General features: G+C 69.4%; 15 protein-coding genes. 14 read left to right on the forward strand and 1 reads right to left on the reverse strand.

Annotated elements, in window-relative coordinates; all coding sequences use genetic code 11:
• The first annotated feature begins 18 nt into the window (after positions 1 to 18).
• From ftsW to ACWCP8_RS14055, 9 genes are all read left to right on the forward strand, one after another.
• Positions 19 to 1,479: a putative lipid II flippase FtsW gene (ftsW, locus tag ACWCP8_RS14015; protein WP_352264303.1), complete on the forward strand. Its 1,461-nt coding sequence runs from the start codon at positions 19 to 21 to the stop codon at positions 1,477 to 1,479.
• A 6-nt stretch (positions 1,480 to 1,485) separates the two neighbouring features.
• Positions 1,486 to 2,580 carry an undecaprenyldiphospho-muramoylpentapeptide beta-N-acetylglucosaminyltransferase gene (murG, locus tag ACWCP8_RS14020; protein WP_267005622.1) on the forward strand — a complete coding sequence of 365 codons (1,095 nt, stop codon included), beginning with the start codon at positions 1,486 to 1,488 and terminating at the stop codon, positions 2,578 to 2,580.
• A gap of 51 nt (positions 2,581 to 2,631) precedes the next feature.
• Positions 2,632 to 3,420, forward strand: a complete 789-nt coding sequence (locus ACWCP8_RS14025) for a cell division protein FtsQ/DivIB (protein ID WP_352264305.1) — start codon at positions 2,632 to 2,634, stop codon at positions 3,418 to 3,420.
• Between the two features lie 276 nt (positions 3,421 to 3,696).
• Entirely contained in the window at positions 3,697 to 4,905 is a 1,209-nt protein-coding gene (gene ftsZ, locus ACWCP8_RS14030) for a cell division protein FtsZ (RefSeq protein ID WP_352264307.1), read from the forward strand.
• Positions 4,902 to 5,660, forward strand: coding sequence for a peptidoglycan editing factor PgeF (pgeF, locus tag ACWCP8_RS14035; RefSeq protein ID WP_451116104.1), 759 nt, complete (start codon positions 4,902 to 4,904; stop codon positions 5,658 to 5,660). The genes ftsZ and pgeF overlap by 4 nt, the downstream gene beginning before the upstream one ends.
• A gap of 6 nt (positions 5,661 to 5,666) precedes the next feature.
• The gene (locus tag ACWCP8_RS14040; protein ID WP_352264311.1) at positions 5,667 to 6,386 is read left to right on the forward strand and encodes a YggS family pyridoxal phosphate-dependent enzyme; all 720 of its coding nucleotides are present in this window, start codon (positions 5,667 to 5,669) and stop codon (positions 6,384 to 6,386) included.
• A 125-nt stretch (positions 6,387 to 6,511) separates the two neighbouring features.
• Positions 6,512 to 7,129, forward strand: a complete 618-nt coding sequence (locus ACWCP8_RS14045) for a cell division protein SepF (RefSeq protein WP_352264313.1) — start codon at positions 6,512 to 6,514, stop codon at positions 7,127 to 7,129.
• Positions 7,130 to 7,200: 71 nt separating this feature from the next.
• Complete coding sequence (locus tag ACWCP8_RS14050) at positions 7,201 to 7,485, forward strand: YggT family protein (RefSeq protein WP_030919359.1); 285 nt, start codon at positions 7,201 to 7,203, stop codon at positions 7,483 to 7,485.
• Positions 7,486 to 7,534: 49 nt separating this feature from the next.
• On the forward strand, positions 7,535 to 8,683 hold the full coding sequence (locus tag ACWCP8_RS14055; RefSeq protein WP_451116107.1) for a DivIVA domain-containing protein: 1,149 nt from the start codon (positions 7,535 to 7,537) through the stop codon (positions 8,681 to 8,683).
• 292 nt (positions 8,684 to 8,975) lie between these two features.
• Here the strand turns inward: ACWCP8_RS14055 and ileS are convergent, their stop codons facing one another.
• Positions 8,976 to 12,125, reverse strand: a complete 3,150-nt coding sequence (ileS, locus tag ACWCP8_RS14060; protein ID WP_451116109.1) for an isoleucine--tRNA ligase — start codon at positions 12,123 to 12,125, stop codon at positions 8,976 to 8,978.
• Between the two features lie 538 nt (positions 12,126 to 12,663).
• Here ileS and ACWCP8_RS14065 point away from each other — a divergent pair.
• From ACWCP8_RS14065 to ACWCP8_RS14085, 5 genes are all read left to right on the forward strand, one after another.
• Positions 12,664 to 13,440 carry a TraR/DksA family transcriptional regulator gene (locus tag ACWCP8_RS14065; RefSeq protein WP_451116111.1) on the forward strand — a complete coding sequence of 259 codons (777 nt, stop codon included), beginning with the start codon at positions 12,664 to 12,666 and terminating at the stop codon, positions 13,438 to 13,440.
• Positions 13,441 to 13,499: 59 nt separating this feature from the next.
• Positions 13,500 to 14,084, forward strand: coding sequence for a signal peptidase II (gene lspA, locus ACWCP8_RS14070; protein WP_352264321.1), 585 nt, complete (start codon positions 13,500 to 13,502; stop codon positions 14,082 to 14,084).
• Positions 14,085 to 14,107: 23 nt separating this feature from the next.
• Positions 14,108 to 15,049: an RluA family pseudouridine synthase gene (locus ACWCP8_RS14075; protein ID WP_352264322.1), complete on the forward strand. Its 942-nt coding sequence runs from the start codon at positions 14,108 to 14,110 to the stop codon at positions 15,047 to 15,049.
• Positions 15,046 to 15,525: a GNAT family N-acetyltransferase gene (locus ACWCP8_RS14080; RefSeq protein ID WP_352264324.1), complete on the forward strand. Its 480-nt coding sequence runs from the start codon at positions 15,046 to 15,048 to the stop codon at positions 15,523 to 15,525. The genes ACWCP8_RS14075 and ACWCP8_RS14080 overlap by 4 nt, the downstream gene beginning before the upstream one ends.
• A 111-nt stretch (positions 15,526 to 15,636) precedes the next feature.
• Positions 15,637 to 17,223, forward strand: a complete 1,587-nt coding sequence (locus ACWCP8_RS14085) for a Na+/H+ antiporter (RefSeq protein WP_451116114.1) — start codon at positions 15,637 to 15,639, stop codon at positions 17,221 to 17,223.
• Positions 17,224 to 17,269 lie beyond the last annotated feature (46 nt).

Consider the following 17,269-nt stretch of genomic DNA (forward strand, 5'->3'; position numbering starts at 1 on the left):
GTGGAGGGGACAGCGACAATGCGGGCCGACGAGAGCTCCGCCGCGCGCGGCACAGGCCGCCCACAGGCGACCGCGGCGAGCAGCCGGGCGCTCGCCCCACCCCTCCTGGCCTCCGCCCGCCTGGTGGGGCCCCCGGCGCCTGCCGGCCTCGCTCTGCGCGGCAGGCTGGCGGCGGGTGCCGGGCGGCGGCCCTCGGTGCCGCGCTCCAGGGGCCACGACGGCTCCGGCCCGCGCACCCCCCGCAGCAGCGGTGTGCGGCGGATGTACGAGCAGGCACGCCGGGCCTGGGACCGCCCGCTGACCGCGTACTACCTGATCCTCGGCGCCGGCCTGCTGATCACCGTGCTCGGCCTGGTGATGGTCTACTCCGCCTCTATGATCAAGGCGCTGGAGCTGGACAAGCCCGGCACGTATTTCTTCCGTAAACAGTTCCTCGCCGCCGTCATCGGCTCCGCGCTGCTGGTGATCGCCTCCCGGATGCCCGTCAAGCTCCACCGGGCGCTCGCCTACCCGCTGCTCATGGGTACGGTCTTCCTGATGGTGCTGGTCCAGGTACCGGGGATAGGGATGTCGGTCAACGGCAACCAGAACTGGCTCTATCTGGGCGGCCCCTTCCAGCTCCAGCCCAGTGAGTTCGGCAAGCTGGCCCTGATCCTCTGGAGCGCCGATCTGCTCGCCCGCAAACAGGACAAGCGGCTGCTGACACAGTGGAAGCACATGCTGGTGCCGCTCGTCCCGGTCGCCTTCATGCTCCTCGGGCTGATCATGCTCGGCGGCGACATGGGAACTGCGATCATTCTCACCGCGATCCTCTTCGGCCTGCTCTGGCTGGCCGGGGCGCCCACCCGGCTCTTCGCCGGGGTGCTCGCCGTCGCGGGAGTCCTTGCCTTCCTGCTGATCAAGACCAGCCCGAACCGCATGTCACGCCTCAGCTGCATGGGGGTCAGCGAACCCGGCCCCGACGGCTCGTGCTGGCAGGCCGTGCACGGCATCTATGCTCTGGCGTCCGGCGGATGGTTCGGATCCGGGCTGGGTGCGAGTGTGGAAAAATGGGGCCAACTGCCCGAACCTCACACCGACTTCATCTTCGCCGTCACCGGGGAGGAACTGGGGTTGGCGGGGACGCTGTCGGTGCTCGCCCTCTTCGCGGCTCTAGGCTATGCGGGTATCCGCGTGGCCGGACGCACGGAGGACCCCTTCGTGAGGTACGCCGCGGGAGGTGTGACCACCTGGATCACGGTCCAGGCCGTGATCAATATCGGTGCGGTGCTCGGCCTGCTGCCGATCGCCGGGGTCCCTCTCCCGCTGTTCTCCTACGGAGGGTCGGCCCTGCTGCCGACCATGTTCGCTGTCGGGCTGCTGATCGCGTTCGCGCGAGAGGAACCGGCCGCGAAGGCGGCCCTGGCCATGCGGAGGCCCGGGGTGAGATGGAAGACGATGAGACGGCGCGTCAAGAAGCGTCCGTCCGGAGAGCGGTGAATTTCGGTGCATGTCGTACTCGCCGGTGGGGGGACCGCCGGCCACATCGAGCCCGCGCTTGCCCTCGCGGATGCCCTGCGCAGGCAGGACCCGAGCGTGGGAATCACTGCCCTGGGCACGGAGCGCGGACTCGAGACCAGGCTCGTACCCGAGCGGGGGTACGAACTGGCTCTGATCCCGGCCGTGCCGCTGCCGCGCAAGCCCACCCCCGAACTGATCACTGTCCCGGGGCGGCTGCGCGGCACCATCAAGGCCGCCGAGCAGATCCTGGAGCGCACCAAGGCGGACTGCGTGGTCGGCTTCGGCGGCTATGTCGCCCTGCCCGGCTACCTGGCTGCCAAGCGGGCCGGGGTGCCGATCGTCGTCCATGAGGCAAACGCCCGGCCGGGCCTGGCCAACAAGATCGGTTCCCGGTACGCGCACGGGGTCGCCGTATCCACCCCGGACAGCAAGCTGCGCGGTGCCCGCTACATCGGCATTCCGCTGCGCCGCACCATCGCCACCCTGGACCGGGCCCGGGTCCGCCCGGAGGCGCGCGACGCGTTCGGTCTCGACCCCAACCTGCCGACGCTGCTGGTCTCCGGCGGTTCGCAGGGCGCCCGCCACCTCAACGAGGTGATCCAGCGGGTCGCCCCGCTGCTGCAGCGCTCCGGGATCCAGATCCTGCACGTGGTCGGACCGAAGAACGAATTGCCGCGCATCGACAACATGCCCGGGATGCCGCCGTACGTCCCGGTACCGTACGTGGACCGGATGGATCTCGCGTACGCCGCGGCCGACATGATGCTCTGCCGCGCGGGCGCGATGACCGTCGCCGAACTCTCCGCCGTCGGGCTTCCCGCCGCCTACGTCCCGCTGCCGATCGGCAACGGCGAACAGCGGCTCAATGCCCAGCCGGTGGTCAACGCCGGCGGCGGTCTGCTGGTGGACGACGCGGCGCTCACCCCCGAGTGGGTGCAGAGCAATGTCCTTCCGGTGCTCGCGGATCCGCACCGGTTGTACGAAATGTCCCGCGCCGCCGCCGAGTTCGGCCGCAGGGATGCCGACGACCTGCTCGTCGGCATGGTGTACGAGGCGATTGCCGCACGCCGTAACGCGTGAGGCGGGCGGGTCCGGGGGCGGATGCCCCCGGACCCGGCATAAGGAGCGAGCGTGGCCGGACCGACGACCGCCCGGCGCGGTGCAGGGCAGCAGCAGGACGACCCGGCCCGCCCGCCGCGCCCCACCAGGCGCAGACTGCCCAGCCGCAGACTGCTGATCGTGATCATCGTCGGCGTCCTGCTGCTCGCTTCGGGCGCCGTCTGGGCGCTCTTCGGCTCGTCCTGGCTCCGGACCGAACAGGTCACGACCACCGGTGTCGACGTCCTGACCCCGGCCGAGGTCGAGGCCGCCGCTGCGGTGCCGATCGGGGCCCCGATGGTTTCCGTGGACACGGACGCCATCGCGGACCGGTTGCGCCAGAAGTTGCCTCGTATCGACTCGGTGGATGTCGTACGGTCATGGCCGCACGACATCGGACTTAAAGTGACCGAACGCAAACCGGTCCTGTTGATGAAAAAGGACACAAAGTTCATTGAAGTGGACGTGAAAGGTGTCCGTTTCGCCACGGTGGACAGGGCGCCGAAGCGCGTACCGCTGCTGGAGCTGACCCCCGATCGGTCAGCGAGTCTGCGCCGCTTCGGCAGCGGCCGACTGGTGCGGGAAGCGGTCCGGGTCGCGGGCGAACTCCCCGATGCAGTCGCCAAGGACACCCGGGTCGTGCGGGTCACCTCGTACGATTCGATCTCTCTGGAGCTGACCGGTGACCGCACGGTGGTCTGGGGCAGCGGCGAAGAGGGGCCGGTGAAGGCAAGAGTCCTCACCGCTCTCATGAAAGCGGGTCCCAAAGCGGGACACTTCGACGTGAGTGCACCCACCGCTCCTGCGATGTCGGGCGGTTGACGAGCATTTGGCCTGGCCAGCACCCTGGTTGGTCAGCGCTACGGGTGATCACATAGGGTGAAAAGAAAAACGGGAGGTTCGGCGTGTTCGTTGAACGTGCGCCACTTGTCGACTTAGTGTCCTGTTCGGAAGAGTCCAAGAAGCAGACACACTGGTAACCCTAAACTTCAACGTTAGGGTTTGGGTCGGCGTTCGGACCGTCCCAATCGGCATCAGTCGTCGCCGCGGGAGATCCGCGAAGCGACGACACGTAACTCGAGGCGAGAGGCCTTCGACGTGGCAGCACCGCAGAACTACCTCGCAGTCATCAAGGTCATCGGTGTCGGCGGCGGTGGTGTCAATGCCATCAACCGAATGATCGAGGTCGGTCTCAAGGGCGTCGAGTTCATCGCGATCAACACTGATGCGCAAGCCCTGTTGATGAGCGACGCCGACGTCAAGCTCGACGTCGGCCGTGAACTCACCCGCGGCCTCGGCGCCGGGGCCAACCCGGCCGTCGGTCGTAAGGCGGCAGAGGACCACCGTGAGGAGATCGAGGAGGTCCTCAAGGGGGCCGACATGGTCTTCGTCACCGCCGGAGAAGGCGGCGGCACCGGCACCGGCGGCGCACCCGTCGTCGCCAACATCGCTCGCTCGCTCGGCGCCCTCACGATCGGTGTGGTCACCCGCCCGTTCACCTTCGAGGGCCGGCGCCGCGCGAACCAGGCGGAGGACGGCATCGCCGAGCTCCGCGAAGAGGTCGACACCCTCATCGTCATCCCCAACGACCGACTGCTGTCCATCTCGGACCGCCAGGTCAGCGTGCTCGACGCGTTCAAGTCGGCCGACCAGGTACTGCTCTCGGGTGTCCAGGGCATCACCGACCTCATCACCACCCCGGGTCTGATCAACCTCGACTTCGCCGACGTCAAGTCGGTCATGTCCGAGGCCGGATCGGCGCTCATGGGCATCGGCTCGGCCCGCGGCGACGACCGCGCGGTGGCCGCGGCCGAGATGGCGATCTCCTCGCCGCTCCTGGAGGCGTCCATCGACGGCGCCCGTGGTGTCCTGCTCTCCATCTCCGGCGGCAGCGACCTCGGTCTCTTCGAGATCAACGAGGCCGCCCAGCTGGTGAGTGAGGCGGCCCACCCGGAAGCGAACATCATCTTCGGTGCGGTCATCGACGACGCGCTGGGCGACGAGGTGCGGGTCACCGTGATCGCTGCGGGCTTCGACGGCGGACAGCCGCCGGCCCGTCGCGAGAACGTCCTCGGTGCGGGCGCCGGCAAGCGCGAGGAGCAGGCTCCGCCGGTCCGGTCCGCCGAGCCGGTGCGCCAGTCCGGCGGGCTCGGTTCGGTGCCTGTCCGCGAGGAGACCCCGGCCGAGTCCGTACCGGTGGCGAAGGAGTCGATGTCGCCGGTCTCCCAGCCGCACGTCCCGCCGGCCCGTCCCTCCTACCAGGACACCCAGGCCGAAGAGCTGGATGTTCCGGACTTCTTGAAGTGATAGGCCGGCACCACGCAGTGACCGCAGTGTCCTCCGAGTCCTCGGGGGGTGGCGCTCACTTCGCCTTCACCGACAGGTGGGGTGGGGTGAGCGCCGCTCCGTACGGGGAGCTCAACCTCGGCGGCGCGGTCGGGGACGACTCCGCCGCCGTTCTCGCCAATCGCGAGCGCGCCGCCCGAAGTCTCGGTCTCGACCCGGCGCAGGTCGTCTGGATGAACCAGGTGCACGGGCGGGACGTGGCGGTGGTCGACGGGCCCTGGGCGGACGGTTCCGAGATTCCCGCGGTGGACGCGGTGGTGACCGCGCGACGCGGACTCCCGCTCGCCGTGCTCACCGCCGACTGCACCCCCGTACTCCTCGCCGACCCGGTCGCCGGGATCGCGGCGGCGGCACACGCCGGCCGCCCCGGTCTGGTCGCCGGAGTCGTCCCCGCTGTTGTCGAGGCCATGGTGGCGCTCGGCGCGGAGCCTTCCCGGATCACCGCGCACACCGGCCCGGCCGTCTGCGGACGGTGTTACGAAGTCCCGGCGGCGATGCGGTCCGAGGTCGCCGAGGCGGTTCCCGGATCGTGGTCCGAGACCAGCTGGGGGACGCCGGCCGTGGATGTCACTGCCGGGGTCCATGCCCAACTCGAAGTCCTCGGGGTACGGGACCGGTACAAGTCGCCCGCCTGCACCCTGGAATCGGGCGACCACTTCTCGTACCGCCGCGACCGCACCACCGGGCGGCTCGCCGGATATGTCTGGTTGGACTGATAGGGCATGACGGACCGTAGAACTCAACTCGCCGAAAATCTGGCACAGGTGGAGCAACGTATTGCTTCCGCTTGTGTCGCCGCCGGTCGCAAAAGGGAAGAAGTGACCCTCATCGTGGTCACGAAGACCTATCCCGCGAGCGATGTGCGGATCCTGCATGAACTCGGTGTGCGTCATGTCGCGGAGAATCGTGACCAGGACGCGGCACCCAAGGCGGCCGCTTGTGCGGATCTGTCGCTCACATGGCACTTTGTCGGACAACTGCAGACGAACAAGGTTCGTTCTGTGGCGAGTTATGCCGATGTCGTGCAGTCGGTCGACCGGACCAAGTTGGTCACGGCCCTCTCGGTCGCCGCTGTGCGCGGCGGGCGCGAACTCGGGTGTCTCATCCAGGTCGCCCTCGACGCGGAGAGCGGCGAGCGCGGTGACCGGGGCGGCGTCGCGCCGGACGGGATCGAGGAGTTGGCCGATGCGGTGGCCGTCGCTCCGGGGCTCCGGCTCGATGGTCTGATGACCGTGGCCCCACTTGCCGGACCGTACGCCGGGCGGCAACGCGCGGCATTCGACCGGCTGATGGAATTCTCATCCCGCCTGCGCGGGAACCATCCGGCTGCGAACATGGTCTCTGCGGGGATGAGCGCGGACCTCGAGGAAGCAGTTGCGGCCGGAGCGACACATGTGCGCGTCGGTACTGCGGTACTCGGAGTCCGACCCGGGCTCGGGTAACGTCGCCAAGCAAGTCGGACCACAGCAGAAAATATGGTCATTCCCGCCTTTGGCGGGCAGGCCTGAGTGGATCGCGGGCACTTGGTGACAGGTTCCGATCCACCACAGAGCGGAGGACTCAGAGCATGGCCGGCGCGATGCGCAAGATGGCGGTCTACCTCGGCCTCGTGGAGGACGATGGGTACGACGGTCCGGGGTTCGACCCCGACGACGAATTCGAACCCGAGCCGGAGCCGGAGCGTGACCGGCGGCGGCACCAGCCCACGCATCAGGTGGAGCGGGATCGCGAGCGGGACGAACCGGTACGAGTGGTGCAGCCGCCCGCGCAGCGGGAGCCCGTCCAGATCTCGGCGGAGAGCGTGCGACCCGCCCGAATCGCGCCCGTGGCATCCATCACATCTGAACGCCCCAACATGGAGAAGAACGCACCGGTGATCATGCCCAAGGTTGTGTCCGAGCGGGAGCCCTACCGGATCACCACGCTGCACCCCCGGACCTATAACGAGGCCCGTACCATCGGGGAACACTTCCGTGAGGGCACTCCGGTGATCATGAATCTCACGGAGATGGACGATACGGACGCGAAGCGACTTGTCGACTTTGCCGCAGGACTCGTCTTCGGTCTCCATGGCAGCATTGAACGGGTGACGCAGAAGGTGTTCCTGTTGTCGCCTGCTAACGTCGATGTCACGGCGGAGGACAAGGCCCGCATCGCTGAGGGCGGATTCTTCAACCAGAGCTGAGAACACGACACCGGGAACGACCCCGGCCGAGAGGCCGGAGCTACGAGAGCCAGGGGAGAGGGAAGCGCGAAATGGGCGTCGCACTACAGGTTGTCTATATCGCGCTGATGTGTTTCCTCATCGTGCTGATCTTCCGGCTGGTCATGGACTACGTCTTCCAGTTCGCACGTTCATGGCAGCCCGGCAAGCCGATGGTGGTGCTTCTTGAGGCCACCTACACTGTCACCGATCCACCGCTCAAGCTTCTGCGGCGGTTCATTCCGCCGCTGCGTCTCGGGGGCGTGGCACTCGACCTGTCCTTCTTCGTTCTGATGATCATCGTCTACATCCTGATCGCGATAGTGACCAGGCTGTGAACGATACGGTCTTGCCGACTGCCGACGACTACGTAGAGGTGAAGAAGAGATGCCGCTGACCCCCGAGGACGTGCGGAACAAGCAGTTCACGACCGTCCGTCTCCGAGAAGGCTATGACGAGGACGAGGTCGATGCCTTCCTGGACGAGGTCGAGTCCGAGCTGACCCGCCTGCTCCGTGAGAACGAGGACCTGCGCGCCAAGCTGGCCGCCGCCACGCGTGCCGCCGCGCAGAACCAGCAGCAGGGCATGCGGAAGCCGGAGCCGCAGGACCGGCCCGGGGGACCCGTGCCCGCCGCCATATCGGGTCCGCCGGTCCAGCAGCAGCCCCCGCAGATGGGTCCCCCCCAACTGCCCGGTGGTGCTCCGCAGCTGCCCGCCGGTCCCAGCGGTCACGGTCCGGGTCAGCACGGCCCCGGCCCTCAGGGTCAGCACGGCCCCGGCCCTCAGGGTCAGCACGGCCCCGGCCCGATGCAGGGCGGACCCATGGGCGGTCCCATGGGTCACGCGCCGCAGCAGATGCAGCAGATGCAGCAGATGCAGCAGATGCAGCCGCCGCAGATGCAGCAGCCCGGTCAGAGCCCCGGTGGCGACAGCGCCGCCCGTGTCCTCTCGCTCGCACAGCAGACCGCCGACCAGGCGATCGGGGAGGCCCGTTCCGAGGCCAACAAGATCGTCGGCGAGGCGCGGAGCCGTGCCGAGGGCCTGGAGCGCGACGCGCGTGCCAAGGCGGACGCACTGGAGCGGGACGCGCAGGAGAAGCACCGCGTGGCGATGGGCTCGCTGGAGTCGGCCCGCGCGACGCTGGAGCGCAAGGTCGAGGACCTGCGCGGCTTCGAGCGCGAGTACCGGACCAGGCTGAAGTCCTACCTGGAGAGCCAGCTGCGTCAGCTGGAGACCCAGGCCGACGACTCGCTGGCCCCGCCGCGGACCCCCGCTGCCGCTTCGCTGCCGCCGTCGCTGGCTCCGGCCGGTGCGGGTGCCATGGGACACACCATGGGTGGCAACCACGGTGGTCACGGTGGCCCGCAGATGGGCGGCAACCCGTCCATGGGCGCCGGACCGTCGTACGGTGGCCAGCAGCAGATGTCGCCGGCCATGACGCAGCCGATGGCACCGGTGCGGCCGCAGGCGCCGCAGCCGATGCAGCAGGCGCCGTCGCCGATGCGTGGGTTCCTTATCGACGAGGACGACAACTGAGCGGCTCGCGCGCGCTGAGCGCGTAGCCGTCGGCAGGCTGAGGGCCGGGCCCCGGGGTTTTCCCCGGGGCCCGGCCCTTTTGCCGTGTGCAGCGGGTGAGAGTGCGGGTGCGCCTGCGGCGGTCCTTGTCCCCTCCCCGCCCCATTTACCCGCCCCTTCCCGGTCCGGGGCTCCGCCCCGTACTTCGCGCCGCAGTCGCAGAAGAGGCTGGAAGGCCAGCCCCTGCGGCGATTGTGGAGCAGCAAAAGGCCCGGCCGGAATGTTTCCGGCCGGGCCCTCGCTCCGGTGCGGGTTACTGCTCCGTCTTGCGGAGACGGAACGTGAGGGACAGGCCCTCGTCCTCGAACGGGGCGCCGTACGCCTCGTCGGCCTCGCCCTCCGCGTAGTCCAGCGCCAGCACCTCGTCCGCGATCAGCGGCGCATGCTCGGTCAGGGCCTCCACCGTCGCCGGCGACGTGGACGTCCAGCGGACGGCGATGCGGTCCGCGACGTCCAGGCCGCTGTTCTTTCGGGCCTCCTGGATCAGCCGGATCGCGTCACGGGCCAGTCCCGCGCGCCGCAGCTCCGGGGTGATCTCCAGGTCCAGAGCGACCGTCGCGCCCGAGTCGGACGCCACCGACCAGCCCTCGCGCGGCGTCTCGGTGATGATCACCTCGTCGGGGGAGAGGGTGACGTGCTCGCCGTCCACCTCGACCGACGCCGTGCCCTCGCGCAGGGCCAGCGAGAGTGCCGCCGCGTCGGCGTTCGCCACGGCCTTCGCGACCGCCTGGACGCCCTTGCCGAACCGCTTGCCCAGCGCCCGGAAGTTCGCCTTCGCCGTCGTGTCGACCAGCGAGCCGCCGACCTCCGAGAGGGAGGCCAGCGAGGAGACGTTCAGCTCCTCCGTGATCTGGGCGTGCAGGTCGGGGGAGAGCGTGTCGAAGCCCGACGCCGCGACCAGCGCCCGGGAGAGCGGCTGGCGGGTCTTGACGCCCGACTCCGCGCGCGTGGCCCGACCGAGCTCGACCAGGCGGCGTACCAGCGCCATCTGGGTGGAGAGGGCCGGGTCGATGGCCGTGAGGTCCGCCTTCGGCCAGCTGGAGAGGTGGACCGACTCGGGGGCGTCCACGGTGACCGGGACGACCAGGTCCTGCCAGACCCGCTCGGTGAGGAACGGGGTCAGCGGGGCCATCAGCCGGGTGACCGTCTCGACGACCTCGTGCAGGGTGCGCAGCGCCGCCTTGTCGCCCTGCCAGAAGCGGCGGCGGGAGCGGCGTACGTACCAGTTGGACAGGTCGTCCACGAACGCGGAGAGGAGCTTGCCGGCGCGCTGGGTGTCGTAGCCCTCCAGTGCCTGCGTGACCTGGTCCACCAGTGCGTTCAGCTCGCTGAGCAGCCAGCGGTCCAGGACCGTGCGGTCCGCCGGGGCCGGGTCGGCCGCGGACGGCGCCCAGTTCGACGTACGGGCGTACAGGGCCTGGAAGGCGACCGTGTTCCAGTACGTGAGGAGGGTCTTGCGCACGACCTCCTGGATCGTGCCGTGGCCCACGCGCCGCGCCGCCCAGGGGGAGCCGCCTGCCGCCATGAACCAGCGGACCGCGTCCGCGCCGTGCTGGTCCATCAGCGGGATCGGCTGGAGGATGTTGCCCAGGTGCTTGGACATCTTCCGGCCGTCCTCGGCGAGGATGTGGCCCAGGCAGACCACGTTCTCGTACGACGACTTGTCGAAGACCAGCGTGCCGACGGCCATCAGCGTGTAGAACCAGCCGCGGGTCTGGTCGATGGCCTCGGAGATGAACTGCGCCGGGTAGCGGCTCTCGAAGAGCTCCTTGTTCTTGTACGGGTAGCCCCACTGCGCGAACGGCATCGAACCCGAGTCGTACCAGGCGTCGATGACCTCAGGGACGCGGTACGCCTCCAGCTGGCAGTTCTCGTGCGTGCAGGTGAACGTGATCGCGTCGATGAACGGGCGGTGCGGGTCCAGGTCCGACTGGTCGGCGCCGGTGAGGTCGGTGAGCTCGGCACGGGAGCCGACGCAGGTGAGGTGGTTGTCCTCGCAGCGCCAGATGGGCAGCGGGGTGCCCCAGTAGCGGTTGCGGGACAGCGCCCAGTCGACGTTGTTGTTCAGCCAGTCACCGAAGCGGCCGCTCTTGACCGAGTCCGGGAACCAATTGGTCTTCTCGTTCTCTTCGAGGAGCCGGTCCTTGATGGCGGTCGTACGGATGTACCAGGACGGCTGCGCGTAGTAGAGCAGCGCGGTGTGGCAGCGCCAGCAGTGCGGGTAGCTGTGCTCGTACGGGACGTGGCGGAAGAGTTTGCCGTGGGCGGCCAGGTCCTCGGTGAGCGCCTCGTCGGCCTTCTTGAAGAAGGTGCCGCCGACCAGCGGCAGGTTCTCCTCGAAGGTGCCGTCGGGGCGGACCGGGTTCACGACCGGCAGACCGTAGGCGCGGCAGACCTTGAGGTCGTCCTCACCGAACGCGGGGGACTGGTGGACCAGACCCGTACCGTCCTCGGTCGTCACGTACTCGGCGTTGACGACGTAGTGCGCCGGGGCCGGGAAGTCCACGAGGGCGAACGGGCGCTCGTACGTCCAGCGCTCCATCTCGCGGCCGGTGAACGACTGGCCGGTGAGCTCCCAGCCCTCGCCGAGTGCCTTCTCCAGGAGGGGCCGGGCGACGACGAGCTTCTCCTCGCCGTTGGTCGCGACGACATATGTGACGTCGGGGTGCGCGGCGACCGCGGTGTTGGAGACCAGCGTCCACGGGGTGGTCGTCCAGACCAGCAGCGCGGCCTCGCCGGCCAACGGGCCGGAGGTGAGCGGGAAGCGTACGAAGACCGAGGGGTCGACGACCGTCTCGTAACCCTGCGCCAGCTCGTGGTCCGAGAGGCCGGTGCCGCAGCGCGGGCACCACGGGGCGACGCGGTGGTCCTGGACCAGCAGGTCCTTGTTGAAGATCTCCTTCAGGGACCACCAGACGGAGTCGACGTACGACGGGTCCATCGTGCGGTACGCGTCGTCCAGGTCGACCCAGTAGCCCATTCGGGTCGTGAGCTCGCTGAACGCGTCGGTGTGGCGGGTCACGGACTCGCGGCACCTGGCGTTGAACTCGGCGATGCCGTACGCCTCGATGTCCTTCTTGCCGTTGAAGCCCAGCTCCTTCTCGACCGCGAGCTCGACCGGCAGCCCGTGGCAGTCCCAGCCGGCCTTGCGGCCCACGTGGTAGCCCTGCATGGTGCGGAAGCGCGGGAAGACGTCCTTGAAGACGCGGGCCTCGATGTGGTGGGCGCCGGGCATGCCGTTGGCGGTCGGCGGGCCCTCGTAGAAGACCCACTCGGGGCGGCCCTCGGACTGTTCGAGGCTCTTGGCGAAGACCTTGCTCTCGCGCCAGAAGTCGAGCACGGCGTGCTCCAGCGCGGGAAGGTCGACCTGGGCGGGTACCTGGCGGTACTGCGGCGATGTCATGGGCGAGATTCCTCCGGCGGACGTTTTCCACTTCCGTCGGAGGGACGAGAACCGTGCCGGCTCCCGCGGTACCACCCTCCTTGGCCCCGGGTGTGTGCCCGTGGCCCGCTCATTGGGGTCGCGATGCCGGTTCTACTTGCCTTGCGGCGTTCTTCCGACGGCTCCGGGTGATTTTCACGACGCGCTCGCCCCCGGGCTCTCACCGTCCCCGGGTCGCTCCTGGCTGCCTACGACGCTACTCGTCCCATCCATGCCTCTCGCTGGGGCCAGTGTACGGGCCCGTACGGGCGACGGCCGACCGGTTTATCCAGGGGGCGCGACCGTGACCCGAATGGCGCGACGGGTCGTACGGAGTCCTGGCGGGGGCCGGGAGACGGATTACCGGGCGGGGAGCTGGGCACAACGGTTTCAGGCGCGCGGTGATCCGGCACGAGGAGGGGCGATTCGGCGGCGTGCCCCGTTGCCGCCGGGCTGGGGTCGATTTATCGTCCCAGCACGATTCGCGTGCAAGATCACAATATGTGAAGGGGCCGCGGCCATGGTGACGAAGAAGACCGCCGAACAGAAGTCGGCGTCAGCGAGATCCACGGGCGCGGCGGCCGAGGCGACGACCGAGGAGGCGGGCTCGCAGACCGCGGATCCGGGTCCGAGGAAGGCCGCGGCGAAGAGCACGGCGACCAAGAAGGCGGCAGCGAAGAAGGCCGTGGCGAAGAAGGCTCCGGCCAAGAAGGCCACTGCGAAGAAGAACACGGTCAAGAAGGCTTCGAAGAAGGCCGCTGCGGCGGACACGGGGGCGGCCGAGGCCGCCGAGGAGACGGGAGCCCACACGGTGGTAGCCAAGAAGAGCGCAGCCCGGACCCGCACGGCCGGCAAGGGCGCGGCGCCCGTACCGCCCGCCCGGGCCGCCGCGACAGCACCCGGGGAGCTGGCCGTACGGCCGGGCGAGGACCCCTGGACGCCGGACGAGGTCTCGGAGGCGCGGGCCGAGCTGACCAGCGAGATCATGCGGCTGCGCAGTGAGCTGGAGGCCTCCGGGGTCGCGCTCGCCGGGTTGATGAGGGACTCCGGCAACGGAGCCGGTGACGACGAGGCGGACACCGGCACGAAGAACATCACCCGTGAGCACGAAATGGCGCTCGCCGCCAATGCCACGGAGATGCTGGAGCAGACCGAGCGGGCGCTGGCCCGGCTCGACGCGGGGACGTACGGACTGTGCGAGATCTGCGGCAACCCGATCGGCAAGGCGCGCATGCAGGCGTTCCCCCGGGCCACTCTCTGCGTCGAGGACAAACAGAAGCAGGAGCGCCGCGGCTGATCCACGGGAGGCGTGTCGTACTCTCGTCTTCGGTCAGGAACCTAGGTTGAGGGACTCACGTGGCAGAGGCGGAGCGCATCATCGGTACGCCGGACATCCCTGGAGCTGAGGGGACCGAGGGCGCCGGGGACAAGGTCCAGGGCGAGGTCCGGGGCAAGGGCAAGCGGAAGATCATGGTGCTCTTCGCCGTGGCCGTCTTCGCCTATCTGCTCGACCTGATCAGCAAGATGATCGTGGTCGCGAAGCTGGAGCACCACGAGCCCGTCGAGGTCCTCGGCGACTGGCTGCGGTTCGACGCGATCCGGAACGCGGGCGCCGCGTTCGGCATCGGCGAGGCATTCACGGTGATCTTCACCGTCATCGCGGCGACTGTGATCGTGGTCATCGCCAGGCTCGCCCGCAAGCTCTACAGCCTGCCGTGGGCCATTGCCCTCGGTCTGCTGCTCGGTGGAGCGCTCGGTAACCTCACCGACCGGATCTTCCGCTCGCCCGGCGTCTTCAAGGGCGCGGTGGTGGACTTCATCGCCCCCGCGCATTTCGCCGTCTTCAACCTGGCGGACTCCGCCATCGTCTGCGGCGGCATCCTGATCGTGATCCTTTCCTTCAAGGGCCTGGACCCCGACGGCACCGTGCACAAGGACTAGCGGGGGCAAGGCATACTCGACAGGTGAGTACGTATCCCGAGGTCCGCACCCTGCCCGTGCCCGACGGTCTGGAAGGCGAGCGTGTCGACGCCGCCATTTCCCGGATGTTCGGCTTCTCCCGCACCAAGGCCGCCGAGCTGGCCGCTGCCGGGAAGGTACAGGTGGACGGCGCCGTGGTCGGGAAGTCCGAGCGCGTGCAGGGCGGCGCCTGGCTGGAAGTGGAGATGCCGCAGGCGCCCGCTCCGGTGCAAATCGTTGCCGAGCCCGTCGAGGGCATGGAGATCGTGCACGACGACGACGACATAGTCGTGATCATGAAGCCCGTCGGGGTGGCCGCCCACCCGAGCCCGGGCTGGACCGGCACCACCGTGATCGGCGGTCTCGCCGCGGCCGGCTACCGGATCTCGACGTCCGGCGCCGCCGAGCGCCAGGGCATCGTGCACCGTCTCGACGTCGGTACCTCCGGCCTGATGGTCGTCGCCAAGTCCGAGCGGGCCTACACGCTGCTGAAGGGCCAGTTCCGCGACCGGATCGTCGAGAAGAAGTACCACGCGCTGGTCCAGGGCCACCCGGACCCGATGAGCGGCACGATCGACGCCCCCATCGGGCGTCACCCCAACCTCGACTACAAGTGGGCGGTCACGGCCGAAGGCAAGCCCTCCGTGACGCATTACGACCTCATCGAGGCGTACCGGGCGGCCAGCCTTCTCGACATCAAGCTGGAGACCGGCCGCACTCACCAGATCCGCGTGCACATGGCCGCCCACCGCCACCCCTGCGTCGGTGACCTGACCTACGGCGCCGACCCGACGATGGCCAAGCGTCTCGGGCTGACGAGGCAGTGGCTGCACGCGGTCCGGCTCGGCTTCGAGCACCCGGCGGACGGCAGCTGGGTGGAGTTCGCCAGCAGCTACCCGGACGACCTGCAGAACGCCCTGGACAAGATCGCGGCGGAGAGCGAATGACCACCGGCACCCCGGCCCCCTGCACCACCCGCATAGCCGTCGGCGAGAGCGACCTCGCGGCCTGCTTCCAGGTCCGCAAGGAGGTCTTCGTCGGCGAGCAGAACGTGCCCGAGGAGATCGAGTACGACGCCTACGACGCGGACGCGGTGCATGTCATCGCCGTCGCGGCGGACGGTTCGGTGCTCGGTACGGGACGGCTGCTGCACGGTGCGGGGGTGGCCGCCAAGACAGGTGGCGACCTCACCGTCGGCTCGCTCGGCCGGCTCGCGGTGGCCAAGCGGGCGCGCGGTCTCGGGATCGGCGTGGCGCTCGTCGGAGCCATCGAGGACGCGGCCCGCGGGCTCGGTCTCGTCGCCGTGGACCTGCACGCCCAGACCCACGCGCTCGGCTTCTACGAGCGGCTCGGGTATGTGGCGTACGGCCCCGAGTTCGCGGATGCCGGGATCGCCCACCGGGCGATGCGCCGCACTCTCTGACAGCAGGCACCGCCCCGGTCGTACGGACCGGATCGGCACGGCACCCCGGCACACGCCCGCGTCGGCCCGGCAGATCCCAGCGCGGTCCGCGTCCACCACGGAAGGCACATCGTGGACCAGATGGCACTGCTCCTGCTGCTGTTGCTCGGAGCCGTGGTCACGGTGCCGCTGGGGGAGCGTCTCGGGCTGCCGGCGCCGGTGCTGATGACGCTCGCCGGGGTGGCCATGGCGTTCATCGGTTTCGTGCCGAATGTGGACATCCCGCCGGAGATCATTCTTCCCGCCTTGCTGCCGCCGCTGCTCTACGCCTCTGTGCAGCGCACCTCCTGGCGGCAGTTCGCCGCCAACAGGCGCCCGATCTTTCTGCTGGCCGTGGCCCTGGTCTTCGTGACGACCGCCGCCGTCGCCGCCGTGGCCAACGCGATCGTCCCCGGGCTGCCCATCGCCGCCGCTGTGGCGCTCGGCGCGCTCGTCGCCCCGCCCGACCCGGTCGCCGCGACCGCCGTCGCGGGATCGCTCGGGCTGCCGCGTAGGCTCGTCTCCGTCCTGGAGGGCGAGGGGCTGTTCAACGACGTGACCGCGATCGTGCTCTACCACGTGGCGATCGCCGCAGTGGTCAGCGGCACCTTCTCGCTGCCGCACGCCTTCGGATTGCTGGTCCTGTCCGCGGTGGTCGCGGTGGCGGTGGGTCTCGCGCTCGGCTGGCTGACCACCAAACTCATGGGCCTGCTCGGCGATGCGACGCTCCAGGTGGGGCTGACCCTGCTGGTGCCGTTCGTGAGTTACGTCCTCGCGGAGGAGCTGCAGGGGTCGGGCGTGCTCGCCGTGCTCACCACCGCGCTCTTCCTCGCCGAACACACCGCCGACGCGGACGACGTGCTGGGCCGGCTCACCGGCCACACCTTCTGGGAGATCGTCGACACCCTTGTCACCGGGGTCGCGTTCGGTCTGATCGGCCTCGAACTGCGCAATGTCTTCGGCGTGTCGGACGGCCGCGCCTGGCAGATGACCGGCTGGGGTCTGGTGATCGTCGCGGTCGTCGTCGGCGTACGGCTGCTCTGGCTGCTGCCCGCCACCTGGCTGGCGAAGCGGCTGCACAGCCACCGCGACTACAGCGAGGAGCTCCCCGCCGGCTGGCGCGAGACCGTCGTCATGTGGTGGGCCGGGATGCGCGGCGTGGCCACGGTCGCGCTGGCCCTCGCGATCCCGCTGAAGACGGACGACGGGAGACCCTTCCCCGGCCGCGACGAGATCGTCTTCATCGCCTTCGCAGTGATCATGGCGACCCTGGTCTTCCAGGGGCTCACCCTGCCGTGGCTGGTACGGAAGCTCCGCGTCCGCGCGGACACGGACGCGGCGGCGGCACTGGAACGGGACCTCGCGATCCGCGCCGCGAAGGCCGCGCGGCAGCGGCTCAGGGAGATCCAGGAGGTCGAGGAGTTCCCGCAGGAGGTGGTGGAGCGGCTGCTGCGACTGGCGTACGACGTGGGGGTGCGGATCAGCCCCGAGATGGTCGACGAGGACCGGCGTGAGGCGTATGCGCAGCGTGCCGAGCGGCTGCGCGCGGTCAGCCGGATCCAGCGCGAGATGATGTCCGCGGCCCGCCATGCGGTGCTGTCGGCGCGCAGCGAGACGGGGACGGATCCGGAGGTGGTCGACCGGGTGCTGCGTCAGCTGGATGTTCGGAGCCTGCGCTGACGACAGGGCCTTCCGTCGTGCCGCGGGCCGGCGGCCGCGGTGTTGT

It is taken from the genome of Streptomyces sp. NPDC002206, assembly GCF_053593595.1.